The organism is Curtobacterium sp. NPDC087080, assembly GCF_044745105.1.
Classification (GTDB): Bacteria; Actinomycetota; Actinomycetes; order Actinomycetales; family Microbacteriaceae; genus Curtobacterium.
This window is the reverse complement of record NZ_JBIUZP010000003.1, coordinates 41,018-58,761: the sequence shown is the minus strand read 5'-3', so window position 1 is coordinate 58,761 and position 17,744 is coordinate 41,018. Positions and strand designations below refer to the sequence as shown.

At 74.3% G+C, this 17,744-nt stretch carries 14 protein-coding genes; 8 read left to right on the top strand and 6 right to left on the bottom strand.

What is annotated here, in order from left to right; all coding sequences use genetic code 11:
• Window positions 1–178: 178 nt before the first annotated feature.
• Both ACIPEQ_RS08540 and ACIPEQ_RS08535 read right to left on the bottom strand, forming a co-directional pair.
• A complete protein-coding gene (locus tag ACIPEQ_RS08540; protein ID WP_402714847.1) occupies window positions 179–1,558 on the bottom strand; it encodes an O-antigen ligase family protein in 1,380 nt (459 codons plus the stop codon).
• Window positions 1,559–1,578: 20 nt separating this feature from the next.
• The gene (locus ACIPEQ_RS08535; RefSeq protein WP_402714846.1) at window positions 1,579–3,672 is read right to left on the bottom strand and encodes an acyltransferase family protein; all 2,094 of its coding nucleotides are present in this window, start codon (window positions 3,670–3,672) and stop codon (window positions 1,579–1,581) included.
• A 107-nt stretch (window positions 3,673–3,779) separates the two neighbouring features.
• Between ACIPEQ_RS08535 and manA the strand changes: the two genes are divergently transcribed.
• The 5 genes from manA (at window position 3,780) to ACIPEQ_RS08510 (ending at window position 10,969) form a co-directional block, all read left to right on the top strand.
• Window positions 3,780–4,988 (top strand): mannose-6-phosphate isomerase, class I, encoded by a 1,209-nt coding sequence (gene manA, locus ACIPEQ_RS08530; protein WP_402714845.1) that lies wholly within the window; start codon window positions 3,780–3,782, stop codon window positions 4,986–4,988.
• A 54-nt stretch (window positions 4,989–5,042) separates the two neighbouring features.
• Window positions 5,043–6,005 carry a UDP-glucose 4-epimerase GalE gene (galE, locus tag ACIPEQ_RS08525; RefSeq protein WP_250368454.1) on the top strand — a complete coding sequence of 321 codons (963 nt, stop codon included), beginning with the start codon at window positions 5,043–5,045 and terminating at the stop codon, window positions 6,003–6,005.
• 191 nt (window positions 6,006–6,196) lie between these two features.
• On the top strand, window positions 6,197–6,535 hold the full coding sequence (locus tag ACIPEQ_RS08520) for a WhiB family transcriptional regulator (RefSeq protein ID WP_394586528.1): 339 nt from the start codon (window positions 6,197–6,199) through the stop codon (window positions 6,533–6,535).
• A gap of 154 nt (window positions 6,536–6,689) precedes the next feature.
• A complete protein-coding gene (locus ACIPEQ_RS08515; RefSeq protein WP_402714844.1) occupies window positions 6,690–9,569 on the top strand; it encodes a glycosyltransferase in 2,880 nt (959 codons plus the stop codon).
• Window positions 9,566–10,969: a DUF5719 family protein gene (locus ACIPEQ_RS08510; RefSeq protein ID WP_402714843.1), complete on the top strand. Its 1,404-nt coding sequence runs from the start codon at window positions 9,566–9,568 to the stop codon at window positions 10,967–10,969. The genes ACIPEQ_RS08515 and ACIPEQ_RS08510 overlap by 4 nt, the downstream gene beginning before the upstream one ends.
• Before the next feature lie 10 nt (window positions 10,970–10,979).
• Here ACIPEQ_RS08510 and ACIPEQ_RS08505 read toward each other — a convergent pair whose 3' ends face one another.
• Entirely contained in the window at window positions 10,980–11,420 is a 441-nt protein-coding gene (locus ACIPEQ_RS08505; protein WP_126892631.1) for a metallopeptidase family protein, read from the bottom strand.
• A gap of 88 nt (window positions 11,421–11,508) precedes the next feature.
• Here ACIPEQ_RS08505 and ACIPEQ_RS08500 point away from each other — a divergent pair, with 88 nt between their 5' ends.
• Together ACIPEQ_RS08500 and ahcY are read left to right on the top strand one after the other, a co-directional pair.
• A complete protein-coding gene (locus ACIPEQ_RS08500; protein ID WP_126892632.1) occupies window positions 11,509–11,736 on the top strand; it encodes a DUF3499 family protein in 228 nt (75 codons plus the stop codon).
• A 149-nt stretch (window positions 11,737–11,885) separates the two neighbouring features.
• The gene (gene ahcY, locus ACIPEQ_RS08495) at window positions 11,886–13,364 is read left to right on the top strand and encodes an adenosylhomocysteinase (protein ID WP_402714842.1); all 1,479 of its coding nucleotides are present in this window, start codon (window positions 11,886–11,888) and stop codon (window positions 13,362–13,364) included.
• Between the two features lie 60 nt (window positions 13,365–13,424).
• Here the strand turns inward: ahcY and ACIPEQ_RS08490 are convergent, their stop codons facing one another.
• Window positions 13,425–14,294 (bottom strand): RDD family protein, encoded by an 870-nt coding sequence (locus ACIPEQ_RS08490; protein ID WP_402714841.1) that lies wholly within the window; start codon window positions 14,292–14,294, stop codon window positions 13,425–13,427.
• 61 nt (window positions 14,295–14,355) lie between these two features.
• On the opposite strand from ACIPEQ_RS08490, the gene ACIPEQ_RS08485 reads away from it, so the two are divergent.
• Window positions 14,356–15,351 carry a stage II sporulation protein M gene (locus ACIPEQ_RS08485; protein WP_402714840.1) on the top strand — a complete coding sequence of 332 codons (996 nt, stop codon included), beginning with the start codon at window positions 14,356–14,358 and terminating at the stop codon, window positions 15,349–15,351.
• Between the two features lie 18 nt (window positions 15,352–15,369).
• On the opposite strand, the gene ACIPEQ_RS08480 is transcribed toward ACIPEQ_RS08485, so the two are convergent.
• On the bottom strand, window positions 15,370–16,728 hold the full coding sequence (locus tag ACIPEQ_RS08480; protein WP_402714839.1) for a DUF58 domain-containing protein: 1,359 nt from the start codon (window positions 16,726–16,728) through the stop codon (window positions 15,370–15,372).
• The gene (locus ACIPEQ_RS08475) at window positions 16,728–17,696 is read right to left on the bottom strand and encodes an AAA family ATPase (RefSeq protein WP_402715241.1); all 969 of its coding nucleotides are present in this window, start codon (window positions 17,694–17,696) and stop codon (window positions 16,728–16,730) included. The genes ACIPEQ_RS08480 and ACIPEQ_RS08475 overlap by 1 nt, the downstream gene beginning before the upstream one ends.
• Window positions 17,697–17,744 lie beyond the last annotated feature (48 nt).

Sequence of the window (17,744 nt, the reverse complement as noted above, 5' to 3'; positions counted from 1 at the left end):
GAGGCCGCCCTCGCCCTCGTCGTGCTCGTCGGCGCCGTCGCGACGGCGTGGTGGCGACTCGGTGCGGTGACGCGCGGGACCGCCTGGGCGGAGGACGGCGGACTGTTCCTGCGCGAGCGCCTCGCGTACGGCGTCGACGGGACGTTCCGAGCACGGCGTCCGGTCGCGGAGCCGGTGGTCAGTCCGCCGTCGCGCCCCGGAACGCCCGGACGGCGACCGGGATGCGCGGCCCGTCGCCCGTCGACGCGGGCTCCTCGCCGACGAGCACCGTGCGCGTCTTGATCGCGATGACCGCGAAGAGGACCCAGTTGCCCTGGTAGAGCAGGCGGGACTCGGCGACCGCCTGCACGAGGAGCGCCACGACGACCAGGAGCGGGAACAGCGACACGGGGTCGAAGCCGCGGGGGAGCAGGTCGGGGCCGTACGGGGTCCGGGTCGCGCACCACCAGGAGCGCACGAGCGTCGACACCACGTACAGGGCGAAGAGGACGAGCCCGACGACGCCGGTCTGCATGAGGACGTCGAGGGCGGCGTCGTGCGCCTGCAGGTAGGTCACGCCGTTCCGGTGGGCGATGTCCGCGAGCGTGGGGATGTCCGGCCACCAGTAGCCGATCCAGCCCCAGCCGAGGACCGGGTGCTGGTCGGCGAGTCCGAGCACCGCCGACCAGATGTCGCCGCGGCCGGTGAGGTCGGACGTCCTGCCGAGGAGCCCCGTGAGCACCCCTCGGCCTGCGACGCCGGCGACGACGGCGACGACGGCGCCGACGGCGACGGCGAGGTACCGCGGGGCCCGCTGTCCGCTCGGCACACGGCGGACCAGGACCGCGACCGCGGCCGCGAGGACGACCACGACGGCGGCGACGAGGACGGTCGACGACCGGGTGAGCGCGAGCACGAGGACGCCCACCGCGAGCCAGGTGACGGCGCGTCCGCGGTGCATCCGCCCCTCGGCGAGCTGGACGGCGACCGCGACGAGCGCGAGCAGGGCCACCATCGCCAGCAGGTTCGCGTTCCCCGGCAGGCCCTGGATCCGACCACCCGTGAACAGTTCGGCTCGCGAGAAGTAGAAGGCGTCCGGGATCTTCCGGTCGCCGTAGTCCGTCCAGATCGGCGCGATCGGGTGCCGGACGACGACGGCCACGACGGCCTCGAACAGCAGCGACAGACCGAGCACCCAGCGCATCGCTGCCGACACGGCGTCGAGCAGGCGCCGCCAGCTGAGCGTCGACGCGATCGCGAACGCGACGAGCACGCAGAGGAGCTGGGCGACCATGCTCGCCAGGGTCGCCGCACGCCAGTGCGACCACGCGACGCTGAGCAGGCACCAGCCCAGGAACAACCAGAGCGAGCGCGGCGTGCGGGTGAGCGGCGGGCGGGCCCGCACCACGACCGCGATGCCCCAGCCGGCCAGGGCCGCCCAGACGGCGGCGGCGCCGTACCAGGTGATCGTGTTCGGCACGGCGTCGCCGGCGAACAGCACCCCGACGACCGCGGTGGCGAGCGCGAACGCCTCGCGCTCGGGCACGGTCCCGCGGGCCAGCGGCCAGGTGTTCGTCACGGCGACCAGGCTACCGCCGGTCAGCGTCCGAGCGAGTCGAGCGCGCGTGCGAGGTCCGCGCCGAGGTACGGCGCGAGCGTGGTGGCGAAGGTCGCGGTCAGGTGGGTCGGGTCACGGTGGACGAGCACGCCCCCGACCACGGCCGGGCAGCTCGTCGCGGTGCAGTACCAGTCGGTCAGGTCGACGAAGCGCGCGCGGTCGCCGAGTTCCCGGACCGCCTGCTCGGAACCGTCGAAGGAGGCCAGTGCCTCGCTGCGCGGGACGTCGCACGTCGTCGTCGTCGGGCCGGACATCCGACCGAGGCAGGTCATCACGTCGTCGCGGGCGACCGGGTTGTCCCGGATCGCGATCACCGGCACACCGACGTCGGTGGCCGACCGCCAGGCGCCGACGAGTCCGTCGACGGTGGCCTGCTCGGTGGTCGTCCCGGCCGGCGCGACGACCGGGGACTTCGTCGTCGCGTGGGTGACGACGACGGCGTCCAGGTCCGGGTGCGCCGCGATCCACGTCGTCGCCGAGTGCTTCCACGCGTTGCAGGAGTCGGTGTACGCCTGCGACGGGGCCTCCTGCACGGCGGTCGTCAGGTAGCAGCCGATGTGCCCGGCGACGTCGATGCGCCAGTTCCGTTGCTCCGCGATCGCCGCGTAGGCGCTCAGCAGTGCGTTGTTGTGCGAGTCGCCGATCGCCGCGATGTGCTTCTTCCACCCGGTCCGCGGTCCGACCGTGCAGACGTTGAAGGCGGCGGTCGTGTTCGACCAGCACGCGTCCCGGTTGACGTCGTCCTCCGCCGCGGCGGCCGGTGTCGGCACCCGGACGTCGGCGAGCCGCGGATCCGTGCACGGGTCTGCCGAGCCGATGCGTGCGGCCGCTCCGAAGCAGGGGACGTCGCCGCGCTCGAGCGAGCGCTGGAACGCCGCGGCCTGCGTCTGCTGGACCTGCAGCGCCCCGAGTGTCGACCCGCCGAGGGCGACGACCAGGAGGGTGCTCACCGCGCCCCACACGGCGACCCTGCGGGGCCGGAGGGACCGGAAGCGGGCGGAGAAGCGGAGCGGTTCCTCGACCAGCAGTGTCGTGACCGTCGCGAGGACGGCGGTGCCGAGCAGGACGAGCAGCTTGTCGCGCGTGCCCAGGGTGTGCCCGGTCGCGATCGGCAGCAGGACGACCCCCGGCCAGTGCCAGAGGTAGACGGCGTAGGAGATCCGCCCGACGAAGGCCACCGGGGCGAGCCGACCGACGGCCTGCAGTCCGCTCCGGGCGCCGAGCAGCACGACGAGGGCCGCCCCCGCGACCGGCAGCAGCGCCGCGGTGCCGGGGAACGGGGTCGCCGGGGTGATGACGACGAGCGAGGCGACCAGCAGGGCGGCACCCAGCCACGCGCCTCCCGTCCGGATCCACCGGGCCGCGGGACGGACGCGGGACGACAGGACGACCGTCGACGCCAGCCCGCCCAGGGCGAACTCCCACGCTCGCGTGGCCGTGGAGAAGTAGGCGATGCCGGGGGCCGAGCGTGTCTCGACGACGCTCCAGACGAGCGAGACGACGACCACCGCGCCGAGCAGCACCCGAGCGGTCCGCACCGGCGTCCACCACCGAGCGCGCCGGAGCAGGACCGCCAGGGCGACGAGCAGCACGGGGAGCGCGATGTAGAACTGCTCCTCGACCGAGAGCGACCAGAAGTGCTGGAACGGCGACGGTTGGTTGTCCGACGCCAGGTAGTCGACCGAGTCCGACGCCAGCTGCCAGTTCTGCACGTACAGCGTCGAGGCGATGAGCTCGCGACCGTACTGCCCCCAGAGGGTGCTCGGGACGAGCACGAGGACCGCGGCACCGGTCGCGAGCAGGGTGAGCGAGGCACCGGGCAGCAGCCGCTTCGCGCGTCGTGCCCAGAACCGCCCGAGCGCGATCCGCCCGTTCGTCGCCTGCTCGCGCAGCAGGTGCCCGGTGATGAGGAAGCCGGAGATGACGAAGAACACGTCCACCCCGACGAACCCGCCCGGCAGGCGGTTCGGCCACAGGTGGTAGACGACGACAGCCAGGACGGCGAAGGCGCGGAGCCCCTGCACGTCCCACCGGGTGGCGTCGGACCGGCGCGGGCGCGTGGGCTGCTCGGACATCGCGACGAGTCTACGTATCGCGGATCGTGCGTCCCGCCCGTCGACGGTCGCCCGGGTGCCGTCGCGGCCCGCACGGGGCGGTCGGTGCGGGCCGGTACGCTCGGCCCATGTTCCTCGGCATCACGAACACCCCGCGCGACTACGCCTGGGGATCGGTCTCCGCGATCCCCGAACTCCTCGGCCGCACCGTCACCGGAGCGCCGCAGGCCGAGCTCTGGCTCGGCGCGCACGCGGGCAGCCCGAGCGTCGTCGTCAACCCGGCGATGGTGGGCGGCGCCGACACCCTGCGCGACTGGATCGACGCCGAGCCCGAGGCCGCCCTCGGCCCGGACCGCACCGGCCTGCCGTTCCTGCTGAAGCTCCTCGCAGCGGCGGCACCCCTGTCGCTCCAGGCCCACCCCACGCCGGAGCAGGCCCGCGAGGGCTTCGCGCGCGAGGAGGCGGCGGGCATCCCGCTCGACGACCCCGCGCGCAACTACAAGGACCCCTTCCCGAAGCCCGAGCTCGTCGTCGCGCTCAGCGATCGCTTCGAGGCGCTCAGCGGCTTCCGCCCGGTCGCCGACACCGTGGCCGAGGTCGAGGCGCTCGACGCAGGGAGCGGCCGGCTCGGCCCCCTCCTGGCACACCTGTCGCAGGGGCTCGAGGACACCGTGCGCTGGCTCGAGACCGCCGACGCGTCGGTGCTCGCCGTGGTGCAGGCGGCGTCCGACCTCGCCGCGGCGCTGCCCGAGGACGACCGCAGCCCGAACGTGCAGACCGTGGTCGACCTGGCGGACGCGTACCCGGGCGACCCCGGCGTGGTCGTGTCGCTGCTCATGCACCGCGTCACGCTCCGGACCGGCGAGGCGATGTACCTGCCCGCGGGCAACGTGCACGCCTACCTCGACGGGCTCGGCATCGAGCTGATGGCCCCCTCGGACAACGTGCTCCGGGGCGGCCTGACCGCGAAGCACGTCGACGTCCCCGAACTGCTGCGGGTGCTCGACTTCACCGCGTACCCGGCACCGGTCCTGACGCCGGAGCACCTCGACCAGGGCGTCGACCGCTTCGCGCCCGAGGGCGTCGGCTTCGCCCTCGTCCGCGTGACGGGGGACGGCCGCCCGGTCGGTCTGGGCACCGGCGGTGTCGCACCGCTGCACGGTCCGAGCATCGCGGTCTGCACCACCGGGGCCGTGACCCTCGTCGGCGCGCACTCGGCGACCCTGCTCCGGCAGGGGGAGTCCTGCTACGTCACGCCGGACGAGGGTGACGTGACGGTCGAGGCCGACGCCGCGGCCGGGCTGACGTCGACGGTCTTCATCGCGACGGGTGCGTGAACACGCAGCACCCTGCGCCCCGACGGGACGGCACGGTCCGCTAGCGTGACGAGCATGAGTTGGCTGGTCACCGGCGGTGCCGGGTACATCGGGTCCCACGTCGTCCGCGCCCTGCGCGCTGCAGGGATCGACACCGTCGCGTTCGACGACCTGTCGAGCGGGTTCCGGGGGTTCGTGCCCGAGGACGTGCCGTTCGTCGAGGGCACGATCCTCGACGGCGAGCTGCTCGCGACCACCCTGCGCGAGCACGCCGTGACCGGTGTCGTGCACGTGGCCGGCTTCAAGTACGCGGGGGTCTCGGTCGAGCGCCCGCTGCACACCTACGAGCAGAACGTCACCGGCACCGCGACCCTGCTCCGGGCGATGGCGGAGAACGGCGTCACCAAGGCCGTGTTCTCGTCGAGCGCGGCGGTGTACGGCACGCCGGACGTCGACGTCGTGGTCGAGGACACCCCGAAGGCGCCGGAGTCGCCGTACGGCGAGTCGAAGCTCATCGGCGAGTGGCTGCTGCGCGACATGGAGGTCGCCGCCGGGTTCGCCACGACCTCGCTCCGCTACTTCAACGTCGTCGGGTCGGGGGAGCCGGACCTGTACGACGCGAGCCCGCACAACCTGTTCCCGCTCGTGTTCGACGCGCTGCTCGCCGGTCGGGTGCCGCGGATCAACGGCGACGACTACGACACCCCGGACGGCACCTGCGTCCGCGACTACATCCACGTCGCCGACCTCGCGCACTCGCACGCCGTCGCGGCGCGGAAGCTCGAGGCGGGCGAGCAGCTCGAGCGTGCCTACAACCTCGGCAGCGGTGACGGCGTCAGCGTCCGGCAGATCATGGACGCCATGGCGTCGGGCACCGGCATCGCGTTCGAGCCCGAGGTCGCCCCGCGCCGCCCGGGCGACCCGGCCCGCATCGTCGCGACCGGCGAGGCCGCGGCGCGCGACCTCGAGTGGGCGATGCGGCACTCGCTCGACGAGATGGTCACCAGCGCCTGGGAGGCCCGTCGCCGGGTCGGCTGAGGCCCGTGCTCGGCGATCGGGGAGCGCTCGCGTGTCCCCCGATCGCTGGACAGACGGCCTGCGACACGCCCGTACGGGGGACATGACACGCCGCGGCGCTCGGTACCTCCTATGATCCGCGACTTGACGGAACGGAATCACACCGCTGTAATTACAGGCAGCGGCTTCGGTCGTTGCAGGCCGTCGTCGACATGTCAGGGGTGATCAGGGTGAACGGTTCCGACTTCCACGCCGGCGTGCCGGAGGACTGGCACGTCGATCCGGTCTCGCTCGGCGTCCCCGGCGTCCGCCGGCCCGAGGGCGACGAGGAGAACCCCCTCTCGTGGCAGGTCGACTCGCTCTGCGCGCAGACCGACCCCGAGGCCTTCTTCCCCGAGAAGGGCGGGTCCACCCGCGAGGCGAAGAAGATCTGCGGCTCGTGCGAGGTCCGGTCGCAGTGCCTCGAGTACGCGCTCGAGAACGACGAGCGCTTCGGCATCTGGGGCGGGCTCTCCGAGCGCGAGCGGCGGAAGCTCCGCCGCCGCGCCTGACGCGCTCGGTCGCGCGCAGCGCGACCGGTGTCGACCGGCCTGGAGGCGCGTCCCGCCTCCGCCACCCACCGTCCGTTGATGGTGCGCACAGGTTGACGGCGCGCCGTTCCGGCGGGCCGGTCCCGCGCCTCCAGACCGTAGAGTGACGCGCGTCATGCAGCCCAGTCCCGCGCAGCCCCGGTCCGCCCAGCCCCGCGTCACCGCGGTCCTCGTGACCGCGAACGGCGGCGAGCACCTCGACCGGACACTGGACGCCCTCGTCGCCCAGACCCGGCACCCCGACAACCTGGTCGTCGTCGACGTCGGTTCCACCGACGGGTCGACCGCAGAGCTCGCCCTCGGTGGCTCCGCCGGACTCGTGCGCCTGCCCGCCGGCCGTCCCTTCGGCGAGGCCGTCGCGGCAGCGGAGCGCGAGGCGCCGACCGCGGATGCCGGACCGGACGACGAGACGGCACCCGACGAGTGGCTCTGGCTGCTCGGACACGACAACGCGCCCGCGCCGACCGCGCTCGCCGACATGCTCTCCGCGGTGGAGATCGCGCCCTCCGTCGTGGTCGCCGGACCGAAGCTCGTCGACGCCGACGACCCGTCGTACATCCGCGCCTTCGGCGAGAGCACGACACGCGGCGGACGCTCGCTCGCGCTCGTGCAGGACGAGCTCGACCAGGGCCAGCACGACCGGCACACCGACGTGATGGGCGTCTCCGCGGCCGGCATGCTCGTGCGCCGCTCGGTCTGGCGGGAGCTGCGCGGCTTCGACCCCGCGCTGCCGGACGTCGACGCCGCCCTCGACCTCTGCATCCGCGCACGCCTCGCGGGGCACCGCGTCGCCGTGGTGCCGGAGGCCCGCGTGACGAGCGCGGGGCCGATCGAGGAGTTCGGCCGCAAGCGCGTCTCCGAGGGGCGACGCGTGCGCCTGCACCGCCAGGCCGAGCTGCACCGGCGGTTGACGTACGCGCCCGCCGGGCTGCTCTGGCTGCACTGGCTGCTGCTCGTCCCGACGGCCGTCGTGCGCGCCGTCGGGCACCTCGTCGCGAAGCACCCCGCCGCGGTGTCCGGCGAGCTCGCCGCCGCCCTCGCGGTGGCGTTCGGGGGTGGTGTCCGTCGAGCGCGGGCGAACGCAGCGCGGACCCGTCGGGTCGGCTGGGCCGCGGTCGAACCGCTGCGGGTCAGCTGGCGCCGGGTGCACGAGCACCGGACCACCTCGCGTGACGTCGAGCTCGCACGGGTCGAGGACGCCCCGATCGCGCGGGCGTCGTTCCTGGGCGACGGCGGCGTGTGGGTCGTGCTCGCCGCTGCCGTGCTCAGCGTCGTCACGCTGTACCCGCTGCTCGGCAGCCCCGCCGTCACCGGTGGCGGCCTCCTGCCGCTGAGCACCTCGGTCGGGCGGCTCTGGCAGAACGTCGGGTACGGCTGGCACTCGATCGGCACCGGCTCCACCGGCCCGAGCGACCCCTTCGCAGCCGTCCTCGCCGTGCTCGGGTCGATCACCGCCTGGTCGCCGTCGACCTCGGTCGTGGTCGTGCTCCTGCTCGCGTTCCCGCTGTCGGCCCTCGGGGCGTGGTTCGCGGTGCGCAAGGTGACCACCCGCACCTGGGTGCCCGTCGTCGGTGCCGCGCTCTACACGATCGCGCCAGCGCTCGTCGGCGCCGTCACGACCGGTCACCTCGGCGCCGTGATCGCCCACGTGCTGCTCCCGTGGCTCCTGCTCGCCGTGCTCGAGGCACACCGCTCCTGGGCGTGGGCGTCCGGCGCGTCGCTGCTCTTCGCGGTCGTCGCGGCATCGGCGCCGTCGCTGCTCCCGGCGCTCCTGGTCGGCTGGGTCGTTTCCCTCGTCGTCGGCTGGCGGCGCGCGCACCGTCGGGTCTTCATCCCGGTGCCCGCCGCCGTGCTCTTCCTGCCGCTCGTCCTGGCGCAGGTCGCGCGCGGCAACCCGCTCGCCGTGTTCGCGGACCCGGGCGTCCCGTCGGCCACGCGCGCCCCCTCGGCGCTGCAGCTCGCGATCGGGCAGCCGCTGCCGGACTGGAGCGGGTGGCTCCCCGCGACGTCGCCCCTCGGGCTCGCCGCGTCGGTCCTGCCCGTCGCCATGGCCGTCCTCGCGCTGCCGGTCGTCCTGCTCGCGGTCGGGGCACTCCTCGGGCACCGCTGGGCCGTCGCCGGTGCGGCGCTCCTGCTCGCGCTCCTCGGCTACGCGACCGCCTTCGGGGCGACGCACCTCACCGTCACCGGGGTCGGGTCGACCACGACGATCGTCTGGCCCGGGAGCGCACTGTCCGTGATGGCCCTCGGCATCGTCGTCGCCGCCTCGATCGGCATCGACGTCCTGCCGCGCACCGCTCCGGTCGCCGGACTCGTCACAGCGGTCCTCGCCGGGGTCGCGGTCGCGCCCGCCTTCGCCGCGTCCACCCTCGGCGACACGCTCCTGCGGCCGACGACGGGACGGGTCCTGAGCGCCTACGTGAACGCGGAGGCCCAGGCGAACCCGGACGTCGGCACGCTCGTGGTCGAACCGCAGACCGACGGCTCGCTCGCGGTGTCGCTCGAGCGTGGCCAGGGGTCGACGCTCGACGACCAGACGACCCTCGACTCGACCGCGCTCCGTCTCAGCCGGTCGGGCGCCCAGCTGGCGACCCTGGCCGGGAACCTCGCGAGCCGCAGTGGCTACGACCCCGAACCGGCACTGCGCCAGCTCGGCATCTCGTTCGTGCTGCTCGACGACGGCCCGGACGCCGACGGCGCGCAGGAGGTGCACGACCGGGCAGCCGGCGCGATCGGTCAGGACGCCCGCTTCACGAGCATCGGCGAGACCGCCTCCGGGAGGCTCTTCCACTACGAGGGCGACGTCGACCGGGTGTCCACCGGCTCCGCCGCGACGCAGGCGACGCACGTGCTGTACCTCGTCGTGCTCGGCGTCGTGTTCGGCGCCGCGGCCCTGCTCGCCGTCCCCACCGCGCCGCGCCGACGCCGTGCCACCTCGAACGTCATCGAGGCCGAGGAACCCGCCACCACCTTCGACGAGGAGCGCGACGAATGAGCACCGAGCACCGGTCCGTCCGACGGTGGGTCGTCCGTGGCACCGCGACCGCGGTGGCCGTGGTCGTCGCCGCCGGGGCCGTGACGGCCGCCCACGCGATCGGCACCGAGAGCCCCGCCGTGCGCCCGGCCGGCCGGCTCGTCACACCCGTGCCCGCCGACGCCGAGCGCGTGTGCGCCGGCAGTGCGCTGCGTCTGTCCGACGAGTCCGGGAACGACGCGACGACGGCCAGCACCGTCGGGTCGTCGGAGGTCGCGACCGGCACCACCGGCAGCACCGTCGACCGCTCGACGCTCCGCGCGTCCACCACCGGCGGCAGCGACCCGCAGCTCCTCACCGCACCCGCCGGCGACCGCACGCCACAGGTGGCGGGCAGCACCTCGCAGAGCGTGTCCTCCGGCGACCTGGTCGGCTTCGGCGCGGCGTCGTGCGACGACCCGACCCAGTCGACCTGGCTGGTGGGCGGTTCGACCGAGACCGGGCGGACCAGCCTGATCACGCTGTCCAACCCGACCGACGTCAACGCCACGGTGGACCTCGACGTGTACGACGCCTCCGGCACCGTGCAGGCGCCCGGGACGACCGGCATCGTCGTCGCACCGAACACGCAGAAGGTCGTGCCGCTGTCGGGCTTCGTGTCCGACCAGGGGTCCACGGTCGTGCACGTGACCTCGTCCGGCGGGCAGATCGTCGCGCACATGCAGGAGAGCATCGTGCGGACCCTCACCCCGGGTGGCTACGACGTCGTCTCCGGCGGGGCCGCGCCGTCCCGGACGCAGGTGATCCCCGCCGTCGTGCTGCAGGGCGCCGAGGAGGCACAGCGCGGCGACGACTCCGAGGACGCCGCTCCGGTGCTCCGCCTGTTCGTCCCCGGTGACCGTGCCGCGCGGGTGACCGTCGGGATCACGACCGCGGACGGCGGCGGCTCGACCGTCAACGCGACCGCCGAGGCCGGGGTCGTCACCGACGTCGCCCTCGACGACTTCCCGGACGGGCGCTACTCGTTCACGGTGACGTCGACCGAGCCGCTCGTGGCCGGTGCCCGCACCACGAAGCCGACCGACGACGGCAGCAGCGACCTCGGCTGGTTCGCGTCGGCGGAACCCCTCGGCGACCGCGTCGTGACGGCCGTGGCGCCGGGCGGCGGTGCGCGGATGAACCTCGTCAACCCGACGCGCTCGGACGCGACGGTCACGATCACGTCCGGGGACCGCGAGCAGGAGGTCGACGTGGCGTCGGGCAGCACGGCGACCGTGCAGGTGCCGGTGTCGACGCAGCTCGTCCTGACGGGCGCCGAGGGGCTCGTCGCGGGCGTGAGCTACGACGCGGACGACGGCATCGGCGGGTTCCCGGTGCGTCCGGCGACCGAGGTCTCGACCCCGGTGCGCGTCTACCCCTGACGCCCTTCCGTCACCAGTGACGGTAGCGGTCCGGCGCCAGGTCCCACGGATCCTTGTCGATCAGCTCGCCGACCGCGCGGAACACCGCCGTCTCGACGATCACCCGGCGGTCGGTGTCGTCCTTCTCGGGACTCCGCGTGACCCGCTCGACGGGGACACGGAACAGTGTCACCCGACGCCCGTCACGGTCGACCCGCCACCGGGGGAGCCGGTCCGGCAGTGCCTGGTCCGTCGGCATGTCGGCCACCTGGAACACCACGCCCGCGAGCTCGTCCGGCCACAGTCCGACCAGGTAGTGCGCGGTGTCCCCGACGATCCGGTCGAAGGTCTCGGCGCGGGTGATCACGGGCGCCAGGTCCGGTCCGGTCACGCTCGAGCGGCCACCGCGTCCGTGCCGGGAACGACCGCGGGCACGGTCGACGGGGGTGACGGTGGGGTGCTTCCGACGCATCCCGCCATCGTACGCGTCGGGTGCGCGGCGGACCGTGCCGTGGCCGGCAGGTGGTCCCGGTGCTCCGACCGGTAGGGTCGGTGCCGGTATGGAGGACGTACGGATCTGCAGCAAGGTCGCCTGTGGCGCGAGTGCGTCGGCGACCCTGACGTACGACTACGGCGACTCCATGGTCGTCGTCGGGCCGCTGTCCACGCGCGTCGAGCCGCACGGGTACGACCTCTGCGCCCGGCACGCTGCCGGCCTGCGCGTCCCGCGCGGCTGGGACGTCGTCCGGCGTGAGCCGATCCGGCGGGACGCGGCGCCCGCCGACTGAGGCGGCCCGCGGCGGTCCCGGTGGGGCGCGACGCCGCCCACCCGACGTGAGCCGGCCCGTCCACGGTCTCCCGGTGCGGTCTGGAGGCCCACCCCGCGTCCGTGACGTCGTCTGACGATCCGCGCCTCCCGGCGTGCCAGACTGACGCCATGTCGACCGAGACCAGCACCGTCGCCCCGTTCCGCGTCGCCGACCTGACCCTCGCCGAGGCGGGTCGCCACCAGATCCGCCTGGCCGAGAACGAGATGCCGGGGCTGATGGCCCTGCGCGAGGAGTTCGGCGCGTCGCAGCCGCTCGCCGGCGCGCGCATCGCCGGCTCCCTGCACATGACGGTGCAGACCGCGGTCCTGATCGAGACCCTCGTCGCCCTCGGTGCGCAGGTCCGGTGGGCGAGCTGCAACATCTTCTCCACCCAGGACGAGGCGGCCGCCGCGGTCGCGGTCGGCCCGACGGGGACCCCGACGTCGCCCGCGGGCGTGCCGGTCTTCGCGTGGAAGGGCGAGACGCTCGACGAGTACTGGTGGTGCACCGACCGCGTCTTCGACTGGAGCGCCGAGGCCGCTGCCGCGGGGGAGTCGTGGACCGGGCCGAACCTGATCCTGGACGACGGTGGGGACGCGACGATGCTGCTGCACACCGGTGCGGACGCCGAGGCAGCGGGCCACGCCCCGGAGCCCGGGGCCGACGCGAGTGCCGAGTGGCGGATCGTGCTCGCGACCGTCGCCGCGTCGCTCGAGCGGTCCCCCGACCGGTGGACCCGCATCGCGGCCGAGGTGCAGGGCGTCACCGAGGAGACGACCACGGGGGTGCACCGGCTGTACGAGCTCGCGCGGAAGGGCGAGCTGCGCTTCCCGGCGATCAACGTCAACGACTCGGTGACGAAGTCGAAGTTCGACAACAAGTACGGCATCCGCCACTCGCTGCCCGACGGGTTGAACCGTGCGACCGACGTGCTCATCGGTGGCAAGGTCGCGTTCGTCGTGGGCTACGGCGACGTCGGCAAGGGCGCGGCAGAGGCACTGCGGGGTCAGGGTGCCCGGGTGATCGTGTCCGAGGTCGACCCGATCTGCGCACTGCAGGCGGCGATGGACGGGTACCAGGTGGCGCGGCTCGCGGACGTCGCGGGCGAGGTCGACATCGTCGTGACGTGCACCGGCAACCTCGGCGTCGTCGGGGTCGAGGAGGTGCTCGCGCTGAAGCACCTGGCGGTGGTCGCGAACGTCGGGCACTTCGACAACGAGATCGACATGGCGGGGCTCGAGGGGCTCCCCGGGGTGGAGAAGGTCGAGATCAAGCCGCAGGTGCACGAGTGGCGGCTGCCGAACGGTCGCTCGGTCCTGGTGCTGAGCGAGGGGCGGTTGATGAACCTCGGCAACGCGACCGGGCACCCGTCCTTCGTGATGAGCAACTCGTTCACGAACCAGGTGCTCGCGCAGATCGAGCTGCACACGAAGCGCGAGGAGTACCCGACCGGGGTGTCCGTGCTGCCGAAGCACCTGGACGAGAAGGTCGCGCGCCTGCACCTCGACGCCCTCGGGGTGCGGCTGACCGAGCTCCGGCCGGAGCAGGCGGCGTACATCGGCGTGCCGGTCGAGGGCCCCTACAAGCCGGACCACTACCGGTACTGATTCGCGGACTGCGCTGCGGCGCGGACTGCGCTGCGGCGCGGGCCGCGCTGCGCGCGCGCCTCAGCGCGGGAAGCCGGGCGGCCGCGCCCCCGCGACTGCGGCGGCACCGTCGAGCAGCGCGGCCCGGGCGCGCAGCGCCCGCACGTCGCGCTCCCGCCGCACGGCGACCACGCCCGCCAGGAACACCTCGGGGTGGACGTCGGGCACCGGGGACGCGTACGCCGCGACCGCCGCAGCGAGCGTCCGCGCCGTCGTCTCGCGGGCCTCCGGCCGCAGGTCGGCGACGGAGCGGAAGAACGCGCCGAGTCGGTCCTCCAGCCGCTGCGGGAGCGCCGACACGTCCGCCACCGCGGCCCACGGCACGAGCTCCACCGGCAGCAGGACCTGCACGTCCCGCCGCCGTGCCCCGCGCTCGTGCTGCACGAAGGTCCCGGCGAGCAGGTCACCGAGGCGCCGGGGCCGCGAACCGAACAGCGCCACGACGAACGCCACCGATCCCAGGGTCGACCAGAGCTCGAGCAGCCCGACCAGTGCGCGGGTGAACGCGTGCCGGAAGCCGATCGCGCCGCCGTCCACCCGGACCACTCGGGTCCCGGCGGCGTACCGGCCGACGCTCTTGCCCCGTGTGACCGTCTCGACCCCGGCCGGGACGAGCACGAGCACGGTGACGGCGGAGACGATCACCACGGGCATGACCCACGCCGGGTCGGTGCCGTCCGGCCACACCCGCGCGAGCCCGAGGAGCAGCATGCCGAGCAGTGCCACGAGGCACACGCCGTCGAGCAGCGCCGCCGCCAGCCGCAGCGCGATGCCGGCCGGCTGGACGTCGAGCGCGACGGCCTCGCCGACGACGAGCTCGTCGGCGGTCTCGTCGAGCGTCCCGCCGAAGCGGGCGTCGGACAGGTCGCGTGGCACGCGCGTCTTCCCCATGGGATCATTCTGTCGTGAGCGCGTCCCGACGGGGGTGCGGGTGCACGATCGGGGGAGGCACGTGGACCTGGAGGCCTACAGCACGGTGCACGGCGACCGCTGGGACGAGGTCGACCGGCTGGCACGTGCCCGTCACGGATCCGGTGCCGACGCCGATCGGCTCGTCAGCGGCTACCAGGAGGTCGCGACCGACCTCGCGCGCATCCGCGGCGTCGCGCCGGGCTCGCCGACGGGGGACCGCCTGTCGCGCACGCTCTTCCGTGCTCGCCTCCGCTTCACCGGGACACCGGTGGACCCGGTGACCGCCGTCACGACGTTCTTCACGCGCCACCTCCAGGCGGCGCTGTACCGCATCCGCTGGGTGACGATCTGGGTGGCGGTGGCGACCGTCGCGATCAGCGCGATCGTCGGCGTCTGGATCGGCTCGACCCCCGGGGCGGTCGCCACGTTCGGGAGCCCCGAGGCCCTGCGGCAGTACGCGACCGAGGACTTCCAGGCGTACTACTCGGACCACGGCCTGGGGACGTTCACCGCACAGGTCTGGTCGAACAACGCCTTCATCGCCGCCCGGATGGTGGCCTTCGGCATCACCGGGCTGTACGTCCCGGTGTCGATCGTCCAGAACGCCGTGAGCCTCGGCGTCTCCGCCGCGATCATGCACTCGCAGGGGCGGCTGGGCGACTTCTTCCTCTGGATCGCTCCGCACGGCCAGCTCGAGCTGTACTCCGTGTTCCTCGCCGGCGCCGCCGGGCTGATGATCTGCTGGTCGTGGATCGCCCCCGGTGCGCGCACACGGGCGCAGGCCCTGGCGGAGGACGGCCGGGCGCTCCTCACCGTGGCGGTCGGCCTCGTGCTCACCCTGCTGCTCTCCGGCCTCGTCGAGGGCGTGGTGACCCGCCAGGACTGGCCGTGGCCGGTGAAGATCGGCATCGGCACGGTCGCACTGGCCGCGGTGCTCTGGTACCAGTGGGTGCTCGGCGGCCGTGCGTACCGCGCGGGAGAGCGCGGCGACGTCGAGGAATTCGAACGCGGCGCGACGGCGCTCACCGCCGGCTGAGCCGCGGCCGACTGCGGCTCAGAGCCGCCCGGTCGCCTTCGCACGGATGTACGCGTCCGCGACGTCCGGTGGCACTGCCGCGGGGCCGCCGCGCACGACCTCGGCGCCCGCGCGGCGTGCCACGTCCCCGACGCCGTCGGCGTCGAGCAGGCTGCGCGCCGCGGCCGCCCGTCGGTACACGTCGCGCTCGGCACCGGACCCGGCCAGGAGGCTCGACACCGGCCCGCCCCGCTCCTCCGGTACCCCGTACCCCGGCTCCGGGACGCCGCTCGCCATCCGCTCGACGGCCGGGTCCGCGATGCTGGTGACGACGACGGCGTGCCGCCGTGTCAGCCGGGGGAGCACCGCGAGCAGGTCGGCAGAGGCACCGACCGAGTCCAGGCTCGACAGGAGCACGACGAACGCGCGCGAGGTCGTCACCTGGTCGACGAGCGCCGGGAGGGCGGACCAGTCGGTCGCGGCGAGCCCGGGCTCGGCGAGCGCGAGCCGTTCGCCGAAGCGTCGGACGACGTCGGTCCGCGTCGCACCGTGCACCCGGTCGCGGACGGTGTCGTCGAGCACCACCAGGTCGACCCGGTCGCCGGCGGCCGTGGCGAGGGCGCCGAGCAGCAGCGCGGACTCGATGGAGGTGTCGAGCCGGGGTTCGTCGTCGACCCGTCCGGCACCGGCACGCCCCGCGTCGACGACGATGACGACGCGGCGGTCGCGCTCGGGGCGCCAGGTCCGGACGACCAGGTCCTGCCGCCGGGCGGTCGCCCGCCAGTCGACGGACCGGACGTCGTCGCCGCGGACGTAGTCGCGGAGCGAGTCGAACTCGGTGCCGTGCCCGCGGAGCTGCAGGGTGGTCTCACCGTCGAGCTCGCGGAGCCTGGCGAGCCGCGAGGGCAGGTGTCGACGCGACCGGAAGGGCGGCGTGACGACCAGTTCGCCGGGGACCGCCAGGACGGACTGCCGGGCGGCGAGGCCGAGCGGGCCGGCCGATCGGATCGCGACCCCCGCGCTGGCGCGGCGGCCACGGCGGAACGGTGTGAAGCGGACCCGGGCGGTCCGGCGCTCCCCGGCGGGGACGGTCGTCCGGATCCGGTGCGGCTCGTGGCCGGCGGAGGGCTCCCACATGTCGCGGACGGTGGCGCGCAGCGGCCGCTGCCCGTCGTTCGCCAGCACGAGTGTGCCGTCGGTGGTGCTGCCCCGGCGCGCCAGGTGCGGCATCCGGCGCTCGACGCGGACCGTGCGCGGATCGGCGGCGAGCAGCACGTCGAGTCCGGCGGCGAGCACCACGACGACGGCCCAGGCCACGCCGGCCCAGGCGCTGCCGAGCAGCACCGTGGGGACGATCGCGACCGCCAGGAGTGCGACGAACCGACCGGAGACCGCCACTAGAAGGGCACCCGGACCTGCTCGAGGACCTGCTGCAGCACGCCGTCCGCCCCGACGCCCTCGAGCTCGGCGTCCGCGGCCACGCGCAGTCGGTGCCGCCAGACGGGCAGGAGCATCGCCTGCACGTGGTCGGGCGTGATCGCGTCGTAGCCGGTGAGCCACGCCCACGCCTTCGCGGCGGCGAGGAGTGCCGTCGCGCCGCGGGGACTGACGCCGACGCGGACCGACGGAGCCTGCCGGGTGGCGCGGGCCAGGTCGACCACGTACGCCAGGACGTCGTCGCGCGCCCCGACCGAGCGGACGGCCCGCTGCGCCCGGAGGACCTCGTCGACGCCGAGCACCGGCCGGACCCCGGCGGACCGCACGTCCCGCGGGACGAACCCGTCCGCGTGCCGGCGGAGCACCTGCCACTCGACGTCCCGCGGCGGCACGTCGAGCGTCAGCTTCACGAGGAAGCGGTCGAGCTGCGCCTCCGGCAGCGTGTAGGTGCCCTCGAACTCGATCGGGTTCATCGTCGCGGCGACGAAGAACGGGTCGGGCAGCGGCCGTGCCGTACCGTCCACGCTGACCTGGCGTTCCTCCATGGCCTCGAGCAGGGCGGACTGCGTCTTCGGCGGCGTGCGGTTGACCTCGTCGGCGAGCAGCACGTTCGTGAAGACCGGGCCCTCGCGGAACGGGAACGTGCCGGTGGACGCGTCGTACACGAGCGAGCCGGTCACGTCGCCGGGCATCAGGTCGGGCGTGAACTGGATGCGCTTCGTGTCGAGCGACATCGCCGCGGCGAGGCTGCGCACCAGCAGCGTCTTCGCGACGCCGGGGACGCCCTCGAGCAGCACGTGGCCCTGTGCGAGGATGCCGACGATCATCCCGGACACGGCGCCCTCCTGACCGACGACGGCCTTGCCGACCTCGGCGCGGAGCCGGCCGAAGGCGTCCCGGAGTGCGTCGGTGCCGGCCGGGGACGGCACCGCGCCGGCCGGTCCGGAGGTGGCCGACGTCGTGCCGGTCGGGGTCGT

Bases quoted from the DNA above. Each gene is read 5' to 3' on its own strand.
- ACIPEQ_RS08535 (WP_402714846.1), bottom strand. From the start codon at position 3,672: ATGTCCGAGCAGCCCACGCGCCCGCGCCGGTCCGACGCCACCCGGTGG.
- manA (WP_402714845.1), top strand. From the start codon at position 3,780: ATGTTCCTCGGCATCACGAACACCCCGCGCGACTACGCCTGGGGATCG.
- galE (WP_250368454.1), top strand. From the start codon at position 5,043: ATGAGTTGGCTGGTCACCGGCGGTGCCGGGTACATCGGGTCCCACGTC.
- ACIPEQ_RS08520 (WP_394586528.1), top strand. From the start codon at position 6,197: ATGTCAGGGGTGATCAGGGTGAACGGTTCCGACTTCCACGCCGGCGTG.
- ACIPEQ_RS08515 (WP_402714844.1), top strand. From the start codon at position 6,690: ATGCAGCCCAGTCCCGCGCAGCCCCGGTCCGCCCAGCCCCGCGTCACC.
- ACIPEQ_RS08510 (WP_402714843.1), top strand. From the start codon at position 9,566: ATGAGCACCGAGCACCGGTCCGTCCGACGGTGGGTCGTCCGTGGCACC.
- ACIPEQ_RS08505 (WP_126892631.1), bottom strand. From the start codon at position 11,420: ATGCGTCGGAAGCACCCCACCGTCACCCCCGTCGACCGTGCCCGCGGT.
- ACIPEQ_RS08500 (WP_126892632.1), top strand. From the start codon at position 11,509: ATGGAGGACGTACGGATCTGCAGCAAGGTCGCCTGTGGCGCGAGTGCG.
- ahcY (WP_402714842.1), top strand. From the start codon at position 11,886: ATGTCGACCGAGACCAGCACCGTCGCCCCGTTCCGCGTCGCCGACCTG.
- ACIPEQ_RS08490 (WP_402714841.1), bottom strand. From the start codon at position 14,294: ATGGGGAAGACGCGCGTGCCACGCGACCTGTCCGACGCCCGCTTCGGC.